The sequence below is a fragment of the Maribacter polysiphoniae genome (genome assembly GCF_003148665.1).
Classification (GTDB): domain Bacteria; phylum Bacteroidota; class Bacteroidia; order Flavobacteriales; family Flavobacteriaceae; genus Maribacter_A; species Maribacter_A polysiphoniae.
Genome location: NZ_QGGQ01000003.1, coordinates 336998 through 358070 on the forward strand (window position 1 = coordinate 336998; position 21073 = coordinate 358070).

Consider the following 21073-nt stretch of genomic DNA (forward strand, 5'->3'; position numbering starts at 1 on the left):
AGCTCTTTCTTATACTTTTATCCAAAGCGTATATTAATAAAATATGGGAGCTACTTCGGCATTAAAAGGATACAGGACACAATTTCTATACTCACTATACAGAATACTTGTCGACTATGATAAGGGCTACGTTTTTCGAATCGAAGGGGGGTATGAAGATATTGACATACTAGACAACCAAAGAGAATATGTGGAGTCTGTCCAAATAAAAAATAAAAGCGGAAACTTAAGTTTTTCTGATTTGTTTACAGCGAGTGATTCGTTTTTCAAACGAGCATCTAAGTTATCGGCTAAGAGTAATGGCGTAAAAATTAAGATTGTCTCCTTCGGAAGCGTAAGTGAAGAATTGAAGAATGATAAAATTCTTGCAAAAAAATTAAAGAAGAAGAGATTTAAGGATGAAACTATCAAGAGAATACTTGATACCTATCAACTACCAGAATTAGTAAATGAAGAGCATTTAACCTCTCAGGTTTTACAACGTTTAAAAGAGTTCAATGTTTTTACCGACCCTAGTATTGCTTTAGAACTTTTATTATTTTGGATTTACCGTTCTGGCGAAAATCAAAGGGATATCCTGGGTAAGGATTTTGTAAGTAATCTAAATAGAATTGGCCAATTTATAAGTGAACAAAAATCTTTTCAAAATCAATTTGGTAAATCCATACATCCAATTACCCTAAAAAATCTTTTAGATGAAGATGTCCAAACTCTGAAGAAGACATTTTACTATGGGATTTCTGCTAAATATGAGCATATTCTTGCTGATTTGGATGTAGTTCGGGAAGAACAATTGGACTTGATAAAAATTGCATTTCATAGGAGTAATATTGTTTTTATACACGGAGCTTCAGGTCAAGGAAAAAGTACATTAGCCTATAGATACATACATGATTATTTAGAATCAAATGCTGTATACGAGCTTAGACTTTCCAAGAACGAAAACGAGGTTTATCAGACTTTGAATACTCTTGAGGCAATGAGTAAAGGGTTAAACTTCCCCATTACTGTCTATATTGATGTAGAACCTCAAAACAACAATTGGAACAGCATTTTAAGAGAGCTTTCAAATAAAGAAAACGTCAACTTTTTAATCACAATCCGCCAAGAAGATTGGAATAGGGTGGTCTTAGGCGAGGACTATGAATTCCAGGACATTGAACTGGTTTTTAACAGAAACGAAGCCAAGGTGATATATGATTCTCTTTCCTCGTATCGGACTGATTTGAAGTTTACCGATTTTGAAGACTCCTGGCTAGAATTTGGGATGGGCGAAATGTTGTTGGAATACGTTTATCTAATTAATGAAGGAGATACACTAAGAATTAGGTTAGACAATCAAGTACGTCGGCTGGAGAAAGAGAAAAAGGTTGATGAACTAAAGATTTTAAAATATGTGTGCATTGCTGATACGTATGGCGCTAAACTTGACTATCTAGAGCTTCTGAAATTTCTAAAAATAGATAGAACCCTTTCCAATTCATACGTGCAATTGTTGGAAAAGGAATATCTATTAAAATACTCAAGAAACAAGAAATTTCTAACCGGTCTGCACCCAATCCGATCTAAGCTTTTGTACGATATTTTAATTGAAAATAATGATTTCGATGATAAAAACCAGTATATCAGTAATTTATTGAATATAATTGACGAAGATGATTTGCATAAGTTCTTATTGAATAGTTACATGAATGGCTATGCGGTTGAAGATTCCATACAATGGCTAAGTATAATTGATTTCAAATCCTGGGCGGGATTCCTTAATTCTTTTAACTCTTTATTATGGAAAGGAGCTCATGATTATACTTTGATTACAAACCAAGAGGTATTCGAAGATGCATATACACTTTTGAAAGGTGCTTGGTGGATATTTGTTTTTGTGGATTTCACTGAGATGCTGACATCAAAATCCCAACTTGATTTGCTTGATATTCTCCACAAGAATCATGAAGGCCCTAATAAAAGGAAGGCACAAATAGAGAGGTTAACCGCGCGACTAACACCAAAAGATGAGGTTTTTAAGTATTGTAACTCTTGGCTGCAAAATTACAGTCAAATTGACATAACGCCGACGGAAGTGGATGATTATAAAAATCTCGGTGAGTTATTGTTTTGGCTCGGGCATCTAAAACTACAAACTACCATACCACTTAAGGAAAATGACTTACTAGAATTTTTTGAACGTGGGACAGTAGATATAGAGATTAAATCTTTATTCCTTTTAGGTTTAAAATCATATAACTATTTCATTGATAAAGTGGAATTAAAGATTAAAATAGAGGAAATCTTCATAGCCAATTTCCGAAAACTCTTTAACATTCCATTTTTTACTGATAATGGGAAAGAAATATCGTCTAAATTCTTTTTTGACTTAACAACAGCTTATCATGATAATAAGCTGGAAAACAAACAATTTTCAGACGGCGGGATAATTGATGTTGATTTTGAAAACCTAATTGATTCTTCAAACATATTTCATGAAAGTACAACTAGGATATTAAATATGTTGAGACAAGCTTTTCCAGATAGAAATAAGTTTCAAATTAATGGAATTGGTTACAACCCTACGGGTATGGTTTCAGACCATGATCCTACCTCAAAAAACATTTCCATCGAAAATTTACCCCTTCATTTTCTTACCGGGTTAAATCGTTTGATTATCAATTTTGTTGATTATCAATACAGAACGGAGAATTGGGAAGAATACATAGAGAAAATACTTGATGACAGAAGAATACATTACAATGCTTTATTAGAGTTCAGAAAGGGCATTGTTATGTACTTTAAAAACGAAAATAATGGTCTTAAGTTCTTAATAGAAAATGAATCTTTAATAAAGCAGCCATTATCAGAAGTGGAAAATCAAAAACTGCCAAAAAGTGTTGCGGATAAGTGGTGTTATTTAGGTGACGACATAAAAAAGAAAGAAGACTACAAAAACGTCAAGGTTGCGTACAGTGCTTTTAAATATAGAAATTTCACCTCAATAAAAAGGGACTTTTTTACTAGTATAAGCAACTATATTAATCGTTCTTATGAGGAAATTTCAAATTCGTTAAAAAGACTTAATGGCAAAGGTGCAGAAATAGAAAACGAAAACCTGCGAAACTTAACCGAAGTTATTTTGAGTGATTCTTTCAAAAACCAAGTAGCTTTTCAAGAAGAACTTGCCGACAAGTTTGAAAAGTACTATGACTCAAAAGAATTGCTAACTCTTGCAGAAAAGGAGAAGAATTTGTTATTAACTCATATAACCATTTGGAAAGCATTTCTTTATTCTCCCCATAGATACCAACCAAGTATTTTGAAATCAGCTCGATTGAGATTTGAAAAAACTATTTTGGATTTAAGAAAACGAATATTGAAAGAGACTAGGAATCACTTTTCAGGTTCGAATCTTTACGGCGAACTGATTACAGACACTGATAACAAAAATTTAATCTTTTTGTTGAACGTAACTATTGAAAATTCAATGGATGCGGTTTGGTCCTTCGTCGATTTGATTTTAACAATCTTCGGTTCAACCCATCATTCATCTTTGAAAAACCTAATTTTATCCCTGAAATTTGAGACTGTAACTCTTGTTCAGCTAGTCGACGGTAAACCGATCCATGACAAGTTTTTTGAAGTTTCTACTTCAAAACTAAGTTATATTCAAACCAAAGTTAATGAGGGCTATGAGTTTACAAGCTTATTTGAAATATTTAATATCCCAAAGGACACAAACAAAGAATTTCTAAGAGAAAAGGATATTTTCTTTTGGAACGATATAATACCGGAAATCAAACTATATGAGGAATGTTATCAAACGATAGCTACTCTGCAATATTTAGATACACACCTAGAACAGATTAAATTAAGTTTTGAGAATGTTGATGAAATTGGTAACGGCATAGTTCAAAATTATTTTAGCAACATTCAAAAGGGAGTCTTAACCGATGTTGGGCGTGAAATAGAGCTAAGGATTGATAAATTGAGCGATCATTTAATTAACAACGCCGATAACGAATCCAAATTTGATTTTGAAGAATTAAAGTCAATTTGTAAAGACATAAATAAATTAACCAATGTAGATATGGCTCAATTTAGCCTATCAGACGTGCTTTCCAAGGTTCCAGAAATAGAAAAATTATATATGATTTTTGTTCAGGATAAAATTGACGAATTTAAAGATTTGTTGCCTTAGCACATTTAATATTTGGGAACTGGTGGTTATTTCGGAGTAATGGTGCCACCCATTTCGGTCAAATGGACTTATAATATCTACGCGACTTAGCACAATTATGGCACACGTTAGAGCATTAACTAGGGTACAATTCTTTCATCGGTTATCAGCCTGCTTGAATAAATATTAAATTCTTTATAGAGTGCACCTTTTGGAAAAGTGTTTTGAATATAAATGTCCTTAAAGGTTTTCAAAGAGGTAGAAGCTTCTAATTTTAGAATAAATGGTTGTGTTAATTGATGATTTTTATGAATGAGCAGCGTAAATTGACTACGATGAATCGCCGGCTAACCAAACAATCGATTCATTTCTTCCGCTTCCTCTTTGTGATAGAAATCTTTTAAATAATGCTGGGTTGTTGATAATTTGGTATGACCCAATAGTTTAGAAATCATCAATATTCCAGTATTGGATTTTACCGCGAAATCTGCAAAAGAATGTTTGGCCATATGCATACTCACCCCTTTTTTAATGCCTGCTTTTTTACACGCAATTCTCAATGATCGGTTGGCAGCGTTGTTTGAAATATATAGTCGATGTTCAATTTCTTCGGCCGATTTGTCTTCCATACCATAGAGTGGAGGGAAGACGAACGTTTCATCCTTACCTTTGTATTTCTCTATTATATCGATTGCCTTAGGGGTAACTGGCAAAGTTCTTTTCGCACCGGCACGAGTTTTAGATTTTCCCATGGTGTAGACAATCTCATTCCCGATGATATTTTCCCATTTGAGTCGGCATACGTCGGAGAAGCGCATGCCGGCGGTAAAAAAAGAAAATAAAAACATATCCCTAGCCTTAGACATCCCTTTGTGATGCGCTGGAATTTCTAAATCTGAAAGCTTTTTGATTTCATCGAATGTAAGGGATTCTTTCTCCGTATTCTCGGTAACAATTTGATAACCTTTTATTGGGTTTATTTTGATGATGCCAATGGCAACTGCCTTATTCAGAACCGCATATAGCGATTTAAAGTTGGAGGCAACTGTATTTACTTTGTTTCCTTTCTCAAGCATCCATTGTTCATAATCTTTAGCAAACTGAACTGATAAATCTGAAAATGAAACGTGATTTGCAAACTCCTTCAACTTTTTTATATACTTCTGCTGGGTATTGGCCGTACGTATTTTTCCTTTTAGTCTGGCCTCATCCACTATCTGTTGATAGAAATCCAAGAAGGAACTGGAGTCGTACTTTTGGGCATTTTTGTAAAGGAAAAGAAGTCTTTTCGCTGAAATGCCCTCATTTTCATAATACAGTTTCTGAAGTGAAAGTAAAAGGGTGTTTAAACTGGTGTTTAATTTTTCCTCTATAGGATGACGCTTGATTTTTTTTCTTTTATCGTCCCATTGAGTTCTTCTAACGGAGATTCCTGAATCTAAATATTGTACATCCCTATTAGAGGTCTCCATCTTGAGCCTTATCAATTGCGTGCCATTTTTCTTGACGTAAGAAGAAAGATAGAAATTAAGGTTCATTTTAATTAGTTCGATATTAGTTCGAAAACCAATCAAATATAAACAAAAATAAAGGAATATAAACTTTTTATGAGTTGTTGAAAAACAGTGTTATAGTAGTAGGTGTAAGGTTTAATGCTACTTATTCCTGCATGGTATGATATACGTTTTGTACATCATCGTCCTCTTCAATTTTTTCCAGTAATTTTTCAACGTCGGCGACTTCCTCTTCACTAAGTTTTTTAGTCACTTGAGGAATACGCTCAAATCCTGAGGATAAAATCTCTATTTCTTTGTGTTCCAGTTCTTTTTGAATGGCCCCGAAACTTTCAAAAGGCGCGTAGATCAAAATACCATCATCGTCGACGAAAACCTCTTCCGCACCAAAATCGATCATTTCAAGTTCAAGTTCCTCAGGGTCGATTCCTTCAGCATCTATTCTAAAATTGCAGGTATGGTCGAACATGAATTCAACAGAACCCGATGTACCTAGACTACCGTTGCATTTATTGAAATAACTACGGATGTTAGCAACGGTCCTTGTATTGTTGTCCGTTGCCGTTTCAATCAATATGGCGATACCATGGGGGGCATACCCCTCGAAAAGTACCTCTTTATAATCACCTAGACTTTTATCGGTGGCCCTTTTGATGGCCCTCTCGATATTGTCCTTGGGCATATTCACGGATTTGGCATTCTGTATAACCGCTCTAAGCCTTGAATTGGAGTCAGGATCAGGGCCGCCTTCCTTTACGGCCATTACAATGTCTTTCCCGATACGTGTAAACGCCTTGGACATCGCGGACCATCTTTTCATTTTACGTGCCTTCCTGAATTCAAAAGCTCTTCCCATAATTTGTGATGTATATTGTTAAACGGCTGTAAATTTAAGAAAATTTACAAAGTAATGGCCCATAATGCATTCCAAGAATGACGGGAAGTACATGTTCTTTTCCATATTTTTAAAGGAGTCTTCTGAATTATGGTTTCAGTGATTTCAACGAGAGGTGAAAGTCCTTGTGCATCAGCCTGTTTCGTACAGGAGGAATCCCTTATTGCCCAACTGGCGTTATTCACTATCAATAATCCCCTCAATACTTTGTGCCAATTGAAAATCTTTCTGGGTTACACCGTTGGCATCATGGGTGTTCAACCGAATGTTTAGGGTGTTGTATACATTACTCCAGTCAGGATGGTGGTTTTGGGCCTCACATTCAAAGGCAATACGGGTCATGATGGAAAAGGTTTCCTTAAAGTTCTTGAACTCAAAAGTGGTTTCGATGGCGCCATCGATATATTCCCAGCCCTTTAGTTCCTGTAGTTTTTGTTGAATCTCTGTTTCACTTAGCTTTATCATGGTTCTGGTTTTGACCAAAGTTATAAAACCATACGCTTAAAGTGCGACCTTATATCGAAATATGATGATCTATGATTTCTTGATACGTGGTTTGAAGGTTTTTGGGGAGTTTATTGGTTTTGGCAAGAACAGCCAGATAACGATCGTCGTTGGTGGTGTAAACCCTTTTAAAGATGGAGTTGAATTTACCGATACGTTCAACAACTTCCTTGATGAAGTCTTCATGATGTACCAAGTCCTTACTCCCTAAATGATAAATTCCACTTTTGTTTTGGTTGATCAAATAATGGATTTGCTGGGTCAATTTATCATCATGGGTGACATTCATGATTAAATTGGGAAAGACTTCAATGGGTTCATTGCTCCAAATGAGGTTCTTTATTTCCTTTATACGGGGTGAAGAGTTGCCAAAAACCATGGGGACCCTTAAGATTGCCATTTTGTCGCTTGGCAAGCGCATCATCATGTTCTCGATTTTTATCTTAAGCCTACCATAAATACTTTCCGAAAGTGTTTTGTCATTTTCGTATGAGGGATATTTGCTGTAAGCATCAAATACATTGGCCGATGATAGAAAGATCAATCTACAATTGTTTTCAGCTACGTATTCCACCAAATGTTGGTGCGCCTGTATTTGGGAGGCAAAATTCCCACGTACGGCGGAAATGACGATTTGTGGACGTATCTTTTCTAAAACCGGGAAGATATCATCGGCTTCCAGGTCGTATTTTATAAACTGCTGGTTGCCCTCAAATGATCTTCTGGCGGAATTATAGGTTCCGTAAGTGTCAAAATAGGAACGCAGCTCACGGTAAATGGCATGGCCGATAAAGCCACTTGCACCCAGTATTAGAATCTTTTTTGAATCCAATTTTAAAAAATTGATTGAGAGGTTTTTGTTGTAAGCTTTTCAAGCGCCTGCATACCAAGCTTTGAATTCCCTTTGCGGTTTAACCCTGGCGACCAGGTGACCACAGCGAATTTGTCCGGGAGTACTGCTGCTATACCTCCCCCGACACCACTCTTGCCAGGAAGCCCCACTTCGAAGGCAAAGTCACCCGCCTCGTCGTAAAATCCACAAGTAAGCATCAAGGCATTAATGCGTTTAACTTGATTAATGTTCAGGTGCGTTTTTCCACTCTGGCACTTACCGTGGTTCATGAACAGATAAAATGCATTTGCCAATTGCCTACAGTTCATTTCGATGGCACATTGGTGAAAATAAAAATCAAGGACCTCGTCCACGTCATTTTTAAGATTTCCGTAGGATTTCAGGAGATTGGCTGCAGCAATATTGTGGTATCCGGTTTTCTTTTCGGAATCAGCTACTTTTTCATTGAATGCGATGGAATCGTCATTTGTTATTTGTCGAATAAAATCCAGGAATTGTGCTTTGGGATTTTCAAGGTTGGAAACCAGGATATCCGCAACGACAATTGCACCTGCGTTGATCAAAGGATTTCTAGGAATGCCATTTTCGAATTCCAAAAGGGCCAAGTGGTTAAATGGATCCCCCGATGGCTCTACATTTATGCGTTGCCATATCGAATCACCGACCAATGCAAAACATTTTGCCAGACTTAGTACTTTGGAAATACTTTGAATGGAAAACAGTTCCTCGGCATCGCCTGCAGAAAAACGGTTCATATGGGCGTCAACCAAATGGATCCCAAATTTGTTAGGGTCGATTTTTGATAGTTCAGGAATATAAGAAGCAACAGTTCCCTTGTCCTTTACGCCTTTTAAATCGGAAGCGATTGTTTCTATTATCTCCTGATAGTTTAGCATTAATTTTTATAAAAAGGTAATTTAACTACAGTGGCCGGTACCGCTTTTTTTCGTATTTGAATATTGATCTTGCTACCTACTTCGGAGAATATGACAGGCACGTAACCCAGTCCAATCCCTTTTCCCAAGGATGGTGACATGGTTCCTGATGTCACTTCACCTATGGTTTTTCCATGATTGTCAACAATGTCATAACCGTGACGTGGAATACCACGTTCATCCAATTCAAAACCAACTAGTTTTCTTTCGGGGCCATGTGCTTTCTCTTTTGCCAGGGCTTCACTATGGACAAAATCCTTTGAGAATTTTGTGATCCAACCCAAACCTGCCTCAAAAGGGGAGGTTTCATCGGTTATGTCATTTCCATAAAGACAATAACCCATTTCCAAACGAAGTGTATCCCTAGCTGCCAGCCCTACGGGTTTTATGCCATAATCGGCACCGGCCTCAAAAACCTTGTCCCATACTTGTTGCACCTCGCTGTTCTTACAGTATATTTCAAATCCGCCAGAACCGGTATATCCCGTGGCCGATATGATTACGTGTTCAATTCCGGCAAAATCACCTACGACAAAATTGTAGAATTTAATGCTACTTAAGTCCACGGAAGTTAGGCTCTGCATTGCTTCCACGGCCTTTGGTCCCTGAATGGCCAAAAGGGAATAATCTGCTGAAAGATCTTTCATCGCAGCATTGTATGGTTCATTGTATTTGGAGATATGGTTCCAATCCTTTTCTATATTGGATGCATTGACCACCAAAAGATAGGTCTCTTCCTTGATTCTGTAAACAATCAAATCATCAACAATACCACCTTTCTCATTGGGAAGACAGCTGTATTGGGCTTTTCCGATACTAAGTTTCGATGCATCGTTGGAGGTGACTTTCTGAATTAAATCCAAGGCATTCGGACCTTCAATCAAAAATTCACCCATATGGGAAACATCAAAAACACCGACTCCTTTTCTAACGGTTTCATGTTCGGCAGTTACTCCTTCGTAGGAAACAGGCATGTTATATCCTGCAAAAGGCACCATTTTGGCACCTAAGGCTTCGTGGGTTTGGGTAAGGGCGGTATCTTTCATAATCGACTATTTAGTGCGGCAAAGCTATTGAATAATTTAGGGATAGAAAAGGAGTTGCTTTCGATTTGCCCAATCGCCAATGTTTTATTTTGTGTATACAGCCTTGAAAAGGCGTTTAACGTTGATGTTTCTTGTTTTTTATCGACTTTAACATAGTTTATAGTCGGAAATATAATCGTCTTGACTAAATTGGTTAACCAATTTAAGGTACATGTGTTTAAGAGTTGTTTATTTTATGGATAAAGGATTTATTTTAGGGAGATTACAAACATTTTTGATAATGCTATTCGCTGTAGTGCTTGTTTCCGGTTGTTCGGATAATGGTACTGATGACGACGTTGTCGCTGAGGATATCGTTAAAGAGCCTGAAACTGAAACTGAAACTGAAACCGAAACCGAAACCGAAACAGAAGAGGAGTCCACTCCCGAAATCCCAGGCAAGGTATTGGGACTTACCGCTGCCGATTGGAAATTGAATAGTTTCAATGGTATCGGGGCTGAGGCGGTTTATGAAGATGACATCCTGGAGGCCTTAGGGAAGACATTCGATGATTATGAGGATGTTGATTATTTTTATGTGCAAGATGGTTTTGCCTATTTTAAGTGTTATAGAGGTCTAGGGGGGTCAAAAAATTCAAATAATCCCAGGGTTGAACTTCGGGAATTGAAAGATGGGGAAAACTATTATTGGGATGGGGATACTGGTACGCACAGTATGGAATGGACGGTGCGGGTAGATCAGTTGCCCAAAAGTACCAGTGGCACTGACGGGGTGCTTTGTTTTGGACAAATTCATGGCCCTAGCGAAGATCAGGGGTTCAATGATGACGGTGTGGATGTAGATGATACCATACGACTTCAATTTCGAGGGGAACCTAACCAGAAAACCGGGGATGTTGATTTAAAGATAAGCGGTTATATTACAGAAAATCAAGGGGGTTCTATTAGTTTACCCGGGTATAGGCTGAATACGGTTTATGATTTTAAACTCGTTATGGAAGAAGGAAACATAACGGTTTTTGTAGATGGGGAGGTGGTTTTTGAGAGAAAGTTGAACACTTCAGGGGATACCAGTTATTTTAAGGTCGGTAATTATCTGCAATCGGTTAAAGAAGCTACCTATGAGGCGTCTTCATTTGGCTTGGTAGGAATCAGCAAATTGAAGGTCACACATAACTAAATATCAGGATTGGTATAAAAAAGCCTCTTATTGATTTAAGAGGCTTTTTTTATTGTGTATTCCTGAATTTATTGACGCGCTATGAGATAGTTCTTTAGTTCCTCATATTGCTTTATTTTGATGGACTTCTTCTCCCGGTCCATTACTTTCTCAATCTGTGGGGGAAGTTCCAGGGTGTGGCCAATGGTTTCCTCAACAACATCCAAGAATTTTACGGGATGTGCCGTTTCCAGAAAAACCCCATAGGTTTCAGGATGGTGTTTTCGATATTCCTGAACCCCTAAATAACCTACGGCACCATGAGGGTCCGCAATGTATTGGGAAGTTTTATAGATATGCAGCATCGCTTTTTTGGTTTCTTCGTCGGTGAACGGGTAAGAACTTAGATTTGCTTTCAATACCTCGAAATCGTCGTTATGCAAATGTCGAATACGAATGAAATTACTAGGGTCACCTACATCCATGGCATTGGAAATGGTAGCGGATGAGGGTTTAGGATTGTATTCCCCAGTTTGCATAAACTCGGGAACCGTATCGTTTACATTGGTGGCTGCCACAAAATGTTTGACGGGCATGCCCAATCGCTGGGCGACCATACCCGCACAAATATTCCCAAAATTACCACTAGGTACCGAGAATACCAATTCCTGTCCTTTCGCTTTGAGTTGCTTATAGGCAAAAAGAAAGTAAAAGAGCTGGGGTAACCAACGGGCTACGTTGATGGAGTTTGCCGAGGTCAGTTGCATTTTCTGCAAAAGAACATCGTCCAAAAAGGCTGTTTTTACCATTTTTTGACAATCATCAAAGGTTCCATCTACCTCTAAGGCGGTAATATTCCGGCCTAAGGTAGTCAGCTGTCTTTCTTGGATGTCACTGACTTTACCACTAGGGTAAAGGATTACCACTTTTACACCGTCGACTCCAAGAAAACCGTTGGCAACGGCCCCTCCCGTATCTCCCGAAGTGGCCACCAATACGGTTACCTCATTGCTCGTGCTCTCGGAAAAATATCCTAGGCATTGTGCCATAAAACGGGCACCCACATCCTTAAAGGCCATGGTAGGGCCATGAAAAAGTTCCAGTGTTGCTACATTATCCTCAATTTCAACAACGGGAAAATCAAAGTCAAGGACGTTTTTAATGATCTTCCGGAGTTCATCATCGGGAATATCAGTTCTTACGAATTGATGTATGGCCGTAAAGGCTATTTCCTCATTGGATAATGTTTCAATATCCTCAAAAAAACTTTGGGGTAAAGGTGTAATGCTTTCAGGAAAGTACAATCCCTTATCGGGAGCTATTCCCTTGATAACGGCATCTTTGAATGAAACATTCGGGGCTTTTTTGTTTAGGCTGTAAAAATTCATGGTTTCAGTGGAGTCGCTTCCTTATGCTAACTAAGGGAACGAATTTATATGTTGTTCTATTTAATTTCTCTTATTCCTTCGGTGTTGATCTTTGAAATATGCACATCATGGTCAATCCCGATTTTTTGGTATACATCCTTCATGGCCTGGGCTACTTTTTCAGCGGTAGCCTCGCCTCGACTAAAAGCGAAAATCGACGGTCCGGATCCCGAAATACCACATCCTAATGCCCCAGCGGCCAAAGAACTGGTTTTGACGTCATTGAATCCTGGAATTAGAATGGAGCGAATGGGCTCTACTATGTGATCCACCAATGATCGACCTATCAAATCATAATCCTCGGTAAACAGGCCTGCGATCAACCCTCCTAGATTCCCCCATTGTTTAATGCCCTCTTTTAAGGTGATATTTGTTTTTAATATTTTTCTCGAATCAGAGGTTTTGATCTCTATCTGTGGATGAATCACTGTGGCAAACAATTCAGCCGGACAGTTAATGGGGACAATATCCAAGGGGGCGTAACTGCGAACCAGTGTAAACCCACCAAATAGGGCAGGGGCTACATTGTCGGCATGTGCCACACCGCTCGCCAATCGTTCGCCTTCCATTGAAAATTCCACTAATTTGGAAGTGGAGAAAGGTCTTCCCAATAACTCGTTCATGGCCCAGACCGCCCCCGTAGAACTGGCAGCACTACTTCCTATGCCGCTGCCCGCCTTTATTTTTTTATAGATCTCTATTTCAAAGCCGCCTTCATAGTCACTTTCTGCCAAAAAGGCCAAACCTGCAACGCCGGCCACATTCCTATCGGTCTCCATCGGAAGATCTTGACCTTCCAATTTAGTGATGAAGATGCCTTTTTTTGAAGTTTTGCGAATGACCATTTCATCACCGACCGAATCCAAAGCAACGCCCAGGACATCAAATCCACAGGATATGTTGGCAATGGTAGCGGGACAGAATATTTTAATTTCTTCCATTTCTAAAAGTTACCGATTCGTATTATATCCGCAAAAATACCAGAGGCTGTTACATCCGCACCGGCACCTGCCCCTTTAATGATCATAGGTTGGTTGGGGTAGCGTTCGGTAAAGAACAATACAATATTATCACTGCCCTCAAGATTGTAAAAATCGTGCCCTTTGGGTATTTGTTGTAATCCTACGCTTGCCTTGCCATCTTCGAATTGGGCAACATATTTTAATTTGCTGTCCTTTTCCACAGCTTGTTGGTACAATTCCTGGAAAGAGGATTCGTTTTTGGTCAAGGTGGCGAAGAAATCCTCGTTGTTGGTGGTGTCCAAGCTTTCTTGGGGTAAGAATGGATTATTTTGAATGTCATCGATTTCCAATTGGTTTCCACTCTCCCTCGCAAGTATGAGTATTTTTCGCATTACATCGATACCGCTTAGGTCTATTTTTGGGTCCGGTTCGGTATACCCTTCTTCTTGGGCCTGCTTTACCACATCATGAAACGTGGTCTTGTCGTTGAAATTATTGAAAACAAAATTTAGACTCCCGGAAAGTACGGCCTGTATTTTTTGGACCTTATCCCCTGAAGCGATGAGGTGCTTAAGGGTGTCAATGATCGGTAGTCCGGCACCCACATTGGTTTCGAACAGGAATGGGGCATTGTAGGTCCGTGCTAATTGCTTAAGGTTTAAGTAGTTTGAGTAGTTTGATGAACAAGCGATCTTATTGCAGGTTACCACCGAGATACTATTGCTTAGATAGGAGCTATAAGTATTGGAAACTTCCTCGCTGGCCGTATTGTCAACAAAAATACTATTGCGATAATTCAGTTTGTTCACTTTTTCGAAGAATTTGGCCTTGTCGGCTTTTTCTCCCCCGGTCAATAAGGTTTCCCAATTTTTCAAGGAAATCCCGTCTTCATCGAAAACCATGGTTCTCGAATTGGATATACCAATGACCCTTACATTCAGTTTAAGGTTTTCCTTTAGGTATTTTTTTTGCTGTTTTATTTGGTTTAGGAATTTTCCGCCGACATTCCCAACGCCCATAACAAAGAGGTTCAATTGTTTTATGTTCTCTTCAAAGAATTCCTCATGGAGTGAGTTCAAGGCTTTTTTTACATCATCCTTATTGATAACGGCCGAAATATTTCGTTCAGAGGCACCTTGGGCAATGGCCCTGATGTTCACGTTGTTTTTTCCTAAGGTGCTGAACATTTTCCCGCTCAATCCCTGGTGGCTTTTCATATTGTCTCCTACCAAGGCGATAATCGCAAGGTTCTTTTCAACCACTACGGGATTTATCTTGCCGCTGCCCATCTCATATTCAAAGGCATCATTCACTGCTTGTTCGGCTTGGATGACGTCCTCGGCAGAAATACCTACGCAAATTGAATGCTCGGAAGAGGCTTGGGTAATAAGGACAACACTGATATTCGATTGGTAGAGTACCTCAAAGAAACGTTTTGATATTCCAGGAATACCCACCATTCCAGGTCCTTCAAGGGATAATAGGGCAATGTTCTCCACATGGGTGATTCCGCGGACGGTTTTTCCTTTTTCGTTTTTATTCTTGGTAATGATGGTACCCTCATTCCCAGGGTCAAAGGTGTTTTTTATTTGAATTGAAATTCCTTTGGCCAGTACCGGTTGAATCGTTGGGGGGTACAATACCTTAGCCCCGAAATGTGAAAGTTCCATCGCTTCCTGATAGGAGATATGTGGAATTGCCTTAGCTTGCTTCACCAATTTCGGGTTTGCCGTATACATACCACTAACATCAGTCCATATCTGCAATAATTCGGCATTCACGGCAGCTGCGACTATGGCAGCCGTATAATCCGATCCACCGCGACCCAAGGTAGTGGAGTCCCCGTTTTCCGAAGAAGCAATAAAGCCGGCCATGACCACTGTCCTATGTTTGTCTGTCGAAAAGAAATCTTGACAAAGGGTATTGGTCAAGCTGAAATTCACGACAGTCTTATTGTTTACCGTATTGGTTTTAATGATTTCACGGCTATCCTTATGGATTACATCCAGTCCTTCCTCTGTGAAAAACTCAGCGATAATGTAAGAGGATAATAATTCCCCATAACTGACGATCTTGTCTGAAAGTTTTGGGGTTGTCTCACCAATTAAAAAAGCACCCTCTAAAAGGGTTTCCAAGGTGTTGAGTTCACTTTTTACCTTGCTTAACACCTTGCTCTGTGATGTTATTGGGATAAGCTTTTTGATGGTACCCAGGTGTCTTTGCTCAATTTCCTTTAAAAATGACTGATAGGTGTCATCCTGTATGGCGGCAAGGTTGGCTGCATTCAACAATAGGTCTGTTATTCCACCTAAAGCAGAAACCACCACGATATTCTTGTCACTTTCCGAGTTTGAGACAATATTTTTGACTAAGGTTATATTTTGGGCATTGGCGACCGAAGTGCCTCCGAATTTTAAAACTTTCATGATGTATATTGATTAACTGGTACTGAAGTATTTTGGGCGATAAATCGCAAAAACGGATAGATGATATGTAGCATGTTACCCCAAAGGGGTCGTACGCAAAATGGTGGTATTGCATCCATTGGTCAATGGAGAAAATAAGGTTGCTATGTTCGAAATGTTCAAAGGCATAGTTCGTTGTAAGCTTCAAAAGTAGTATTTTTGGGCTGCTAATCAAACGTTTCGATCAATTTTTGCGGAATTGATAAAAATTACCAAAAATTCTTACTGAATGAAATTTTTTAATGCAGGGCAGATCTACGCTGCTGACAAATCCACAATTGAAAAACAGGGAATATCCAGCAATGAACTTATGGAGCGTGCTGCCGTGCAAATATTCAATTGGCTTCATTTGCGAATGCAGGGAGCCCAAGTAAAGATCCATCTTTTTTGTGGAATTGGCAACAATGGGGGAGACGGTATGGCCTTGGCAAGGCATTTGAAAGAACACGGTTACAATATTGAGGTTAATGTGGTGAACTACAGTGACAAACGGTCCAAGGATTTTTTAATCAATCTTGATCGTTTAAAAGACCTTAAGATCTGGCCTAACTTTTTGGAAAGGGATTGTGGGTTTGCTGAAATTGGAAGGGATGATATCATTGTCGATGCGATTTTCGGCATTGGTCTCAACAGAAACCCAGATCCATGGGTTGCCAAACTCATCCAACATTTGAATCATTCAGGGGCGTTTATATTGGCTGTGGATGTGCCTTCGGGTGTGTTTATGGATAAAGCCATAGAGGATACCAACGCGGTAATCAGAGCAAACCATGTATTGAGTTTTCAGGCACCCAAATTGATTTTCTTCCTGCCGGAAACCGGGGTTTTCAGTAATCAATGGGAAGTTTTGGATATCGGTCTTGATCCGGAATATTTGGCGGCAACTGAAACTGAATACGATTTGATGGGCAAGAATGAGGTATTGCCTATGTACGTGCCACGGGAAAAATTCTCGCATAAGGGGACTTATGGACATTCAATGATTATCGGGGGGAGTTATGGTAAGATTGGGGCCGTTGCATTGGCTGCTAGGGCAGCTTTGACCGTAGGTAGTGGATTGGTAACGGCTTATGTACCCCGTTGTGGTTATGTTCCCATTCAGACCTTACTTCCGGAGGTGATGGTGATTACCGATAAGGATGAAGATTGTATAAAGTCCATAGAATTCGATATTCGACCAACGGTGGTAGGTCTCGGGGTAGGTCTTGGTACCTCGCCGGAAACTGCGGAGGCGCTTTCTGGTTTTCTTGATGGGATCGAGTCCCCTTTGGTTATTGATGCCGATGGATTGAATTTACTGTCAAAACATAAGGAATTGCTTAAGAAATTACCGCCAAAAACTATATTGACACCCCATCCTAAAGAACTTGAACGATTGGTGGGTAGTTGGAAGGACGATTTTGAAAAGTTGAAAAAGACCAAAGCGTTTTCAAAGAAACACGACGTGATCATTGTCATTAAAGGAGCCCATAGTATAACGGTTTATGGAGGTCATGGCTATGTGAACACAACGGGTAATCCCGGTATGGCAACTGCCGGTAGTGGTGATACTTTGACAGGGATTATTACCGGTTTGGTGGCTCAGGGGTATGCCCCCTTGGATGCAACGATCTTCGGCGTATACCTTCACGGTAGGGCAGGTGATATCGCCTTGGAACAAACGGGTTACCAAGCATTGACGGCCTCAAAAATAATCGATGCCATTGGTATGGCATTCATCGATTTATTTAAGATGCCGGAAGTCCCCGAACAAGAAGGGCAAGAAGAATCCTAGGGAAAATGGGTGTGTCCAAGTTTATTTTGCTGATTTCACCCGTTTCCTGATCCATGACAAGGCGTTGTCAAATTCAATGAAAAACTTCATTGGTTTTTTGTAAAATAGTTTTTCGATTTTAAAATTGTGCATGTCTATTTCCTTAACGGAAACAATTGCAAAGCCTTTCATATTCTCTAATTCCCTCAGATAGGTGTATATCGTTGGGTCGATCGCATAAGAATTTTTACGAAGGCTAATGTAGCCGAAGGGTTTGTCCCTAAAGTGTATTTCAGAAATACCTATGATCTGGTATGCCCTTTCGAGGGTTAAGGTTGCACCTTCCTCAAATTTTGCTACCATATAGTTATCGTAAACCTGTATTACCCCAATTTCTAAATTGTATTCTTTTACAATGATGGTTTTCTTAGTTGATCCCACGCTCATTTCATCTAAATTATAGTGTCTGTGACGAAAATAGATTTAAGTATATTGATTAAATAAAATATTAGACTAAAGGCTTAAATATCGTGTATACTGTCATGTCAGAGGGGGGCTTGTGTTTTATTTCCTACTTTTAAAACCTTTGGGTAAAGAAAAGGGAGTCAACAAATGTGACTCCCCTTAATCTTGAATTTATAACGAAAAACTAGGTTTTGGAAGATTCCTCGGCCTTCTTGATTTTTATGGTTAGGCTTTCATTTTTCTTATCCAGGTCCATGAAGATGCTATCGCCTTCATCTAGTTTTGAATTCACGATTTCCTCAGCTAGGGCATCCTCAATATATTTTTGGATGGCTCTTTTCAAAGGTCGGGCACCGTATTGTTTGTCAAAACCTTTTTCAGCAATGTAATCCTTGGCTTTTTCGGTAAGGTTCAAATTATAGCCAATATCCTTGATTCGCGCATAAAGTTTCGCTAATTCGATATCTATGATCTTGTGAATATCTTCCCGTTCCAAAGCATTAAAGACAATCACATCGTCAATTCTGTTAAGAAATTCAGGGGCAAAGGCTTTTTTCAAAGCATTTTCAATGACGCTTTTTTGATGTGTATCTGCCTGTGATTTTTTAGCGGCAGTACCAAAACCGACACCTTGTCCGAAATCCTTCAATTGTCTGGCCCCGATATTGGAGGTCATTATGATAATGGTGTTCCTGAAATCGATTTTCCTTCCAAGGCTATCTGTTAGGAAACCATCATCCAACACTTGTAGCATCATATTGAATACATCTGGATGCGCTTTTTCAACCTCATCCAACAAAATCACCGAATAGGGCTTGCGTCTGACTTTTTCGGTCAACTGTCCGCCTTCTTCATAACCTACATATCCCGGAGGAGCCCCTACCAGTCTTGATATAGCGAATTTCTCCATGTATTCACTCATGTCAATCCGTATCAAGGCATCTTCGGAGTCAAAAAGCTCCTTGGCCAAAACTTTGGCCAATTGGGTTTTTCCGACACCTGTTTGTCCTAGGAATATAAATGAGCCAATCGGCTTGTTCGGGTCTTTTAGTCCGGCACGGTTTCTCTGTATAGCCTTGGCTACTTTTGAAACGGCTTCGTCCTGACCTATGACATTCGCTTTTATAAGTTCTGGCAATTCGGCCAGTTTATTGCTTTCGGTTTGTGCTATCCTATTTACGGGAATGCCACTCATCATGGAAACAACATCGGCAACATTGTCCTCTGAAACAACCTCTTTGTGCAGTTTACTGTCCTCTTCCCATTTTTCTTGGGCAGCGGCGAGTTCTTTTTCCAACCTTTTCTCATCATCGCGCAATTTGGCAGCCTCTTCGTATTTCTGCTTTTTGACCACGCTGTTTTTAAGTTCCCTTACATCCTCAAGCTGTTTCTCTAACTCCAGGATTTGTTTGGGTACATCCATATTCACGATATGCACCCTGGAACCGGCTTCATCCAAGGCATCAATGGCCTTGTCCGGTAAAAACCTATCGGTCATATAACGATTGGTCAACTTGACACAGGCTACAATAGCCTCATCGGTATAGGATACATTGTGGTGGTCCTCATATTTACCTTTGATGTTTTGAAGGATCTCTATGGTCTCATCAACCGTCGTTGGCTCTACAATGACTTTCTGGAACCTACGTTCCAAAGCACCGTCCTTTTCGATATATTGTCTGTACTCGTCCAAGGTTGTGGCTCCGATACATTGGATCTCCCCTCGCGCCAAAGCGGGTTTGAACATGTTCGAGGCATCCAAGCTTCCGGTAGCTCCGCCGGCACCTACTATCGTATGTATTTCATCAATAAAAAGAATTACATCGTCATTTTTTTCCAACTCGTTCATGACGGCTTTCATCCGTTCTTCGAATTGGCCTCGATATTTTGTTCCCGCAACAAGGGAAGCCAAATCCAAGGTAACGACCCTTTTGTTGTAAAGGATCCTCGATACCTTTTTGTTGATGATGCGCAACGCCAAACCTTCGGCAATGGCACTCTTACCTACGCCGGGTTCACCGATAAGCAGTGGGTTGTTCTTTTTTCGTCTACTTAGTATTTGTGAAACCCTTTCAATTTCTTTTTCACGCCCTACAACAGGGTCCAATTTGTTCTCTTCGGCCATTTGGGTCAAGTCCCTGCCGAAATTATCCAAAACCGGGGTCTTGGATTTTTTGTTGCCTTTTTGGCCTGCCGTAGCCCCAAAAGAACTTTCCTTGCCACTACTTGGTTCGTCGGAGTCGCTTGGGAAAGATTCCGAAGTTGGGGAATCTACAATATCGTCATCGCTAGTTATCATAAATTTGAATTGTTCTTTAACGCCATCATAATCCACCTTCATTTTGTGAAGTAATTTGGTAGTTGGGTCATTTTCATTTCTGAGAATGCACAACAAAAGATGGGCTGTATTTATCGAAGAACTTTGGAAAAGCTTTGCTTCAAGAAAAGTCGTTTTTAAAGCGCGCTCTGCCTGTCTTGTTAAATGTAGGTTTTTTTTGTCCTTTTGTACCCCGCTTGGGTTTGGGTTGGAAGGGCTGAGTATTTCTACTTTTCTACGCAGGTGGTCCAAGTCAACATCCAAAGCATCCAAAATGCTAATTGCCTTACCATTTCCATCGCGTAGTAGACCCAGCATCAAATGCTCGGTACCAATAAAATCATGTCCCAATCTTAATGCCTCTTCTTTGCTATAAGCAATTACATCCTTTACCCGAGGTGAAAAATTATCATCCATATATTATCCTTTCAACAATAAAATTAGTAAAACTATACTAATCTAGACCAAATACCATACCCAATAATCGTTAAACATGACCTAAATGACGAAAAAAGCCCCTATTTACAAAATAATTAACGTGTAAATTATCAACTAAAGCCGTGGGGGCAAGTGTTAATAAATTCTTGGATAAAGTGTTTGATAAGTGTCTTTA

At 39.5% G+C, this 21073-nt stretch carries 14 protein-coding genes; 3 read left to right on the top strand and 11 right to left on the bottom strand.

The features are described from left to right. The first annotated feature begins 43 nt into the window (after window positions 1-43). The gene (locus LX92_RS09090) at window positions 44-4186 is read left to right on the top strand and encodes an ATP-binding protein (protein WP_109649977.1); all 4143 of its coding nucleotides are present in this window, start codon (window positions 44-46) and stop codon (window positions 4184-4186) included. Window positions 4187-4512: 326 nt separating this feature from the next. Here the strand turns inward: LX92_RS09090 and LX92_RS09095 are convergent, their stop codons facing one another. The 6 genes from LX92_RS09095 to gcvT all read right to left on the bottom strand — a co-directional run bounded on the left by LX92_RS09095 (window position 4513) and on the right by gcvT (window position 9912). After that, window positions 4513-5703 (bottom strand): tyrosine-type recombinase/integrase, encoded by a 1191-nt coding sequence (locus LX92_RS09095; protein ID WP_109649978.1) that lies wholly within the window; start codon window positions 5701-5703, stop codon window positions 4513-4515. Window positions 5704-5824: 121 nt separating this feature from the next. Continuing rightward, the gene (locus tag LX92_RS09100; protein WP_109649979.1) at window positions 5825-6535 is read right to left on the bottom strand and encodes a YebC/PmpR family DNA-binding transcriptional regulator; all 711 of its coding nucleotides are present in this window, start codon (window positions 6533-6535) and stop codon (window positions 5825-5827) included. A gap of 216 nt (window positions 6536-6751) precedes the next feature. Continuing rightward, entirely contained in the window at window positions 6752-7039 is a 288-nt protein-coding gene (locus tag LX92_RS09105; RefSeq protein WP_109649980.1) for a 4a-hydroxytetrahydrobiopterin dehydratase, read from the bottom strand. 49 nt (window positions 7040-7088) lie between these two features. Then, a complete protein-coding gene (locus tag LX92_RS09110) occupies window positions 7089-7910 on the bottom strand; it encodes a sugar nucleotide-binding protein (protein ID WP_109649981.1) in 822 nt (273 codons plus the stop codon). A 2-nt stretch (window positions 7911-7912) separates the two neighbouring features. After that, window positions 7913-8827: a glutaminase gene (locus tag LX92_RS09115; RefSeq protein ID WP_109649982.1), complete on the bottom strand. Its 915-nt coding sequence runs from the start codon at window positions 8825-8827 to the stop codon at window positions 7913-7915. Beyond that, the gene (gcvT, locus tag LX92_RS09120; RefSeq protein WP_109649983.1) at window positions 8827-9912 is read right to left on the bottom strand and encodes a glycine cleavage system aminomethyltransferase GcvT; all 1086 of its coding nucleotides are present in this window, start codon (window positions 9910-9912) and stop codon (window positions 8827-8829) included. The genes LX92_RS09115 and gcvT overlap by 1 nt, the downstream gene beginning before the upstream one ends. A 280-nt stretch (window positions 9913-10192) precedes the next feature. Between gcvT and LX92_RS09125 the strand changes: the two genes are divergently transcribed. Beyond that, window positions 10193-11092: a polysaccharide lyase family 7 protein gene (locus tag LX92_RS09125; RefSeq protein ID WP_170117817.1), complete on the top strand. Its 900-nt coding sequence runs from the start codon at window positions 10193-10195 to the stop codon at window positions 11090-11092. 68 nt (window positions 11093-11160) lie between these two features. Here the strand turns inward: LX92_RS09125 and thrC are convergent, their stop codons facing one another. The 3 genes from thrC to thrA are packed head-to-tail and all read right to left on the bottom strand — an operon-like array spanning window position 11161 to window position 15886. Beyond that, on the bottom strand, window positions 11161-12459 hold the full coding sequence (gene thrC, locus LX92_RS09130; RefSeq protein ID WP_109649984.1) for a threonine synthase: 1299 nt from the start codon (window positions 12457-12459) through the stop codon (window positions 11161-11163). 56 nt (window positions 12460-12515) lie between these two features. Continuing rightward, complete coding sequence (locus tag LX92_RS09135; RefSeq protein ID WP_109649985.1) at window positions 12516-13439, bottom strand: homoserine kinase; 924 nt, start codon at window positions 13437-13439, stop codon at window positions 12516-12518. A 2-nt stretch (window positions 13440-13441) separates the two neighbouring features. Beyond that, the gene (gene thrA, locus LX92_RS09140; RefSeq protein WP_109649986.1) at window positions 13442-15886 is read right to left on the bottom strand and encodes a bifunctional aspartate kinase/homoserine dehydrogenase I; all 2445 of its coding nucleotides are present in this window, start codon (window positions 15884-15886) and stop codon (window positions 13442-13444) included. A gap of 268 nt (window positions 15887-16154) precedes the next feature. Here thrA and LX92_RS09145 point away from each other — a divergent pair, with 268 nt between their 5' ends. After that, window positions 16155-17699: an NAD(P)H-hydrate dehydratase gene (locus LX92_RS09145; RefSeq protein WP_109649987.1), complete on the top strand. Its 1545-nt coding sequence runs from the start codon at window positions 16155-16157 to the stop codon at window positions 17697-17699. Between the two features lie 21 nt (window positions 17700-17720). Here the strand turns inward: LX92_RS09145 and LX92_RS09150 are convergent, their stop codons facing one another. Further along, window positions 17721-18125, bottom strand: coding sequence for an STAS/SEC14 domain-containing protein (locus LX92_RS09150; protein ID WP_109649988.1), 405 nt, complete (start codon window positions 18123-18125; stop codon window positions 17721-17723). A gap of 202 nt (window positions 18126-18327) precedes the next feature. Further along, complete coding sequence (locus LX92_RS09155; RefSeq protein WP_109649989.1) at window positions 18328-20877, bottom strand: ATP-dependent Clp protease ATP-binding subunit; 2550 nt, start codon at window positions 20875-20877, stop codon at window positions 18328-18330. Between the last annotated feature and the right edge of the window lie 196 nt (window positions 20878-21073).

Excerpts from the sequence above, each read along its gene's own strand:
- LX92_RS09095 (WP_109649978.1), bottom strand. The coding sequence starts at position 5,703 with ATGAACCTTAATTTCTATCTTTCTTCTTACGTCAAGAAAAATGGCACG.
- LX92_RS09155 (WP_109649989.1), bottom strand. The coding sequence starts at position 20,877 with ATGGATGATAATTTTTCACCTCGGGTAAAGGATGTAATTGCTTATAGC.
- LX92_RS09115 (WP_109649982.1), bottom strand. The coding sequence starts at position 8,827 with ATGCTAAACTATCAGGAGATAATAGAAACAATCGCTTCCGATTTAAAA.
- LX92_RS09125 (WP_170117817.1), top strand. The coding sequence starts at position 10,193 with ATGCTATTCGCTGTAGTGCTTGTTTCCGGTTGTTCGGATAATGGTACT.
- LX92_RS09105 (WP_109649980.1), bottom strand. The coding sequence starts at position 7,039 with ATGATAAAGCTAAGTGAAACAGAGATTCAACAAAAACTACAGGAACTA.
- LX92_RS09145 (WP_109649987.1), top strand. The coding sequence starts at position 16,155 with ATGAAATTTTTTAATGCAGGGCAGATCTACGCTGCTGACAAATCCACA.
- LX92_RS09100 (WP_109649979.1), bottom strand. The coding sequence starts at position 6,535 with ATGGGAAGAGCTTTTGAATTCAGGAAGGCACGTAAAATGAAAAGATGG.
- gcvT (WP_109649983.1), bottom strand. The coding sequence starts at position 9,912 with ATGAAAGATACCGCCCTTACCCAAACCCACGAAGCCTTAGGTGCCAAA.
- LX92_RS09135 (WP_109649985.1), bottom strand. The coding sequence starts at position 13,439 with ATGGAAGAAATTAAAATATTCTGTCCCGCTACCATTGCCAACATATCC.
- thrC (WP_109649984.1), bottom strand. The coding sequence starts at position 12,459 with ATGAATTTTTACAGCCTAAACAAAAAAGCCCCGAATGTTTCATTCAAA.
- LX92_RS09090 (WP_109649977.1), top strand. The coding sequence starts at position 44 with ATGGGAGCTACTTCGGCATTAAAAGGATACAGGACACAATTTCTATAC.
- thrA (WP_109649986.1), bottom strand. The coding sequence starts at position 15,886 with ATGAAAGTTTTAAAATTCGGAGGCACTTCGGTCGCCAATGCCCAAAAT.
- LX92_RS09150 (WP_109649988.1), bottom strand. The coding sequence starts at position 18,125 with ATGAGCGTGGGATCAACTAAGAAAACCATCATTGTAAAAGAATACAAT.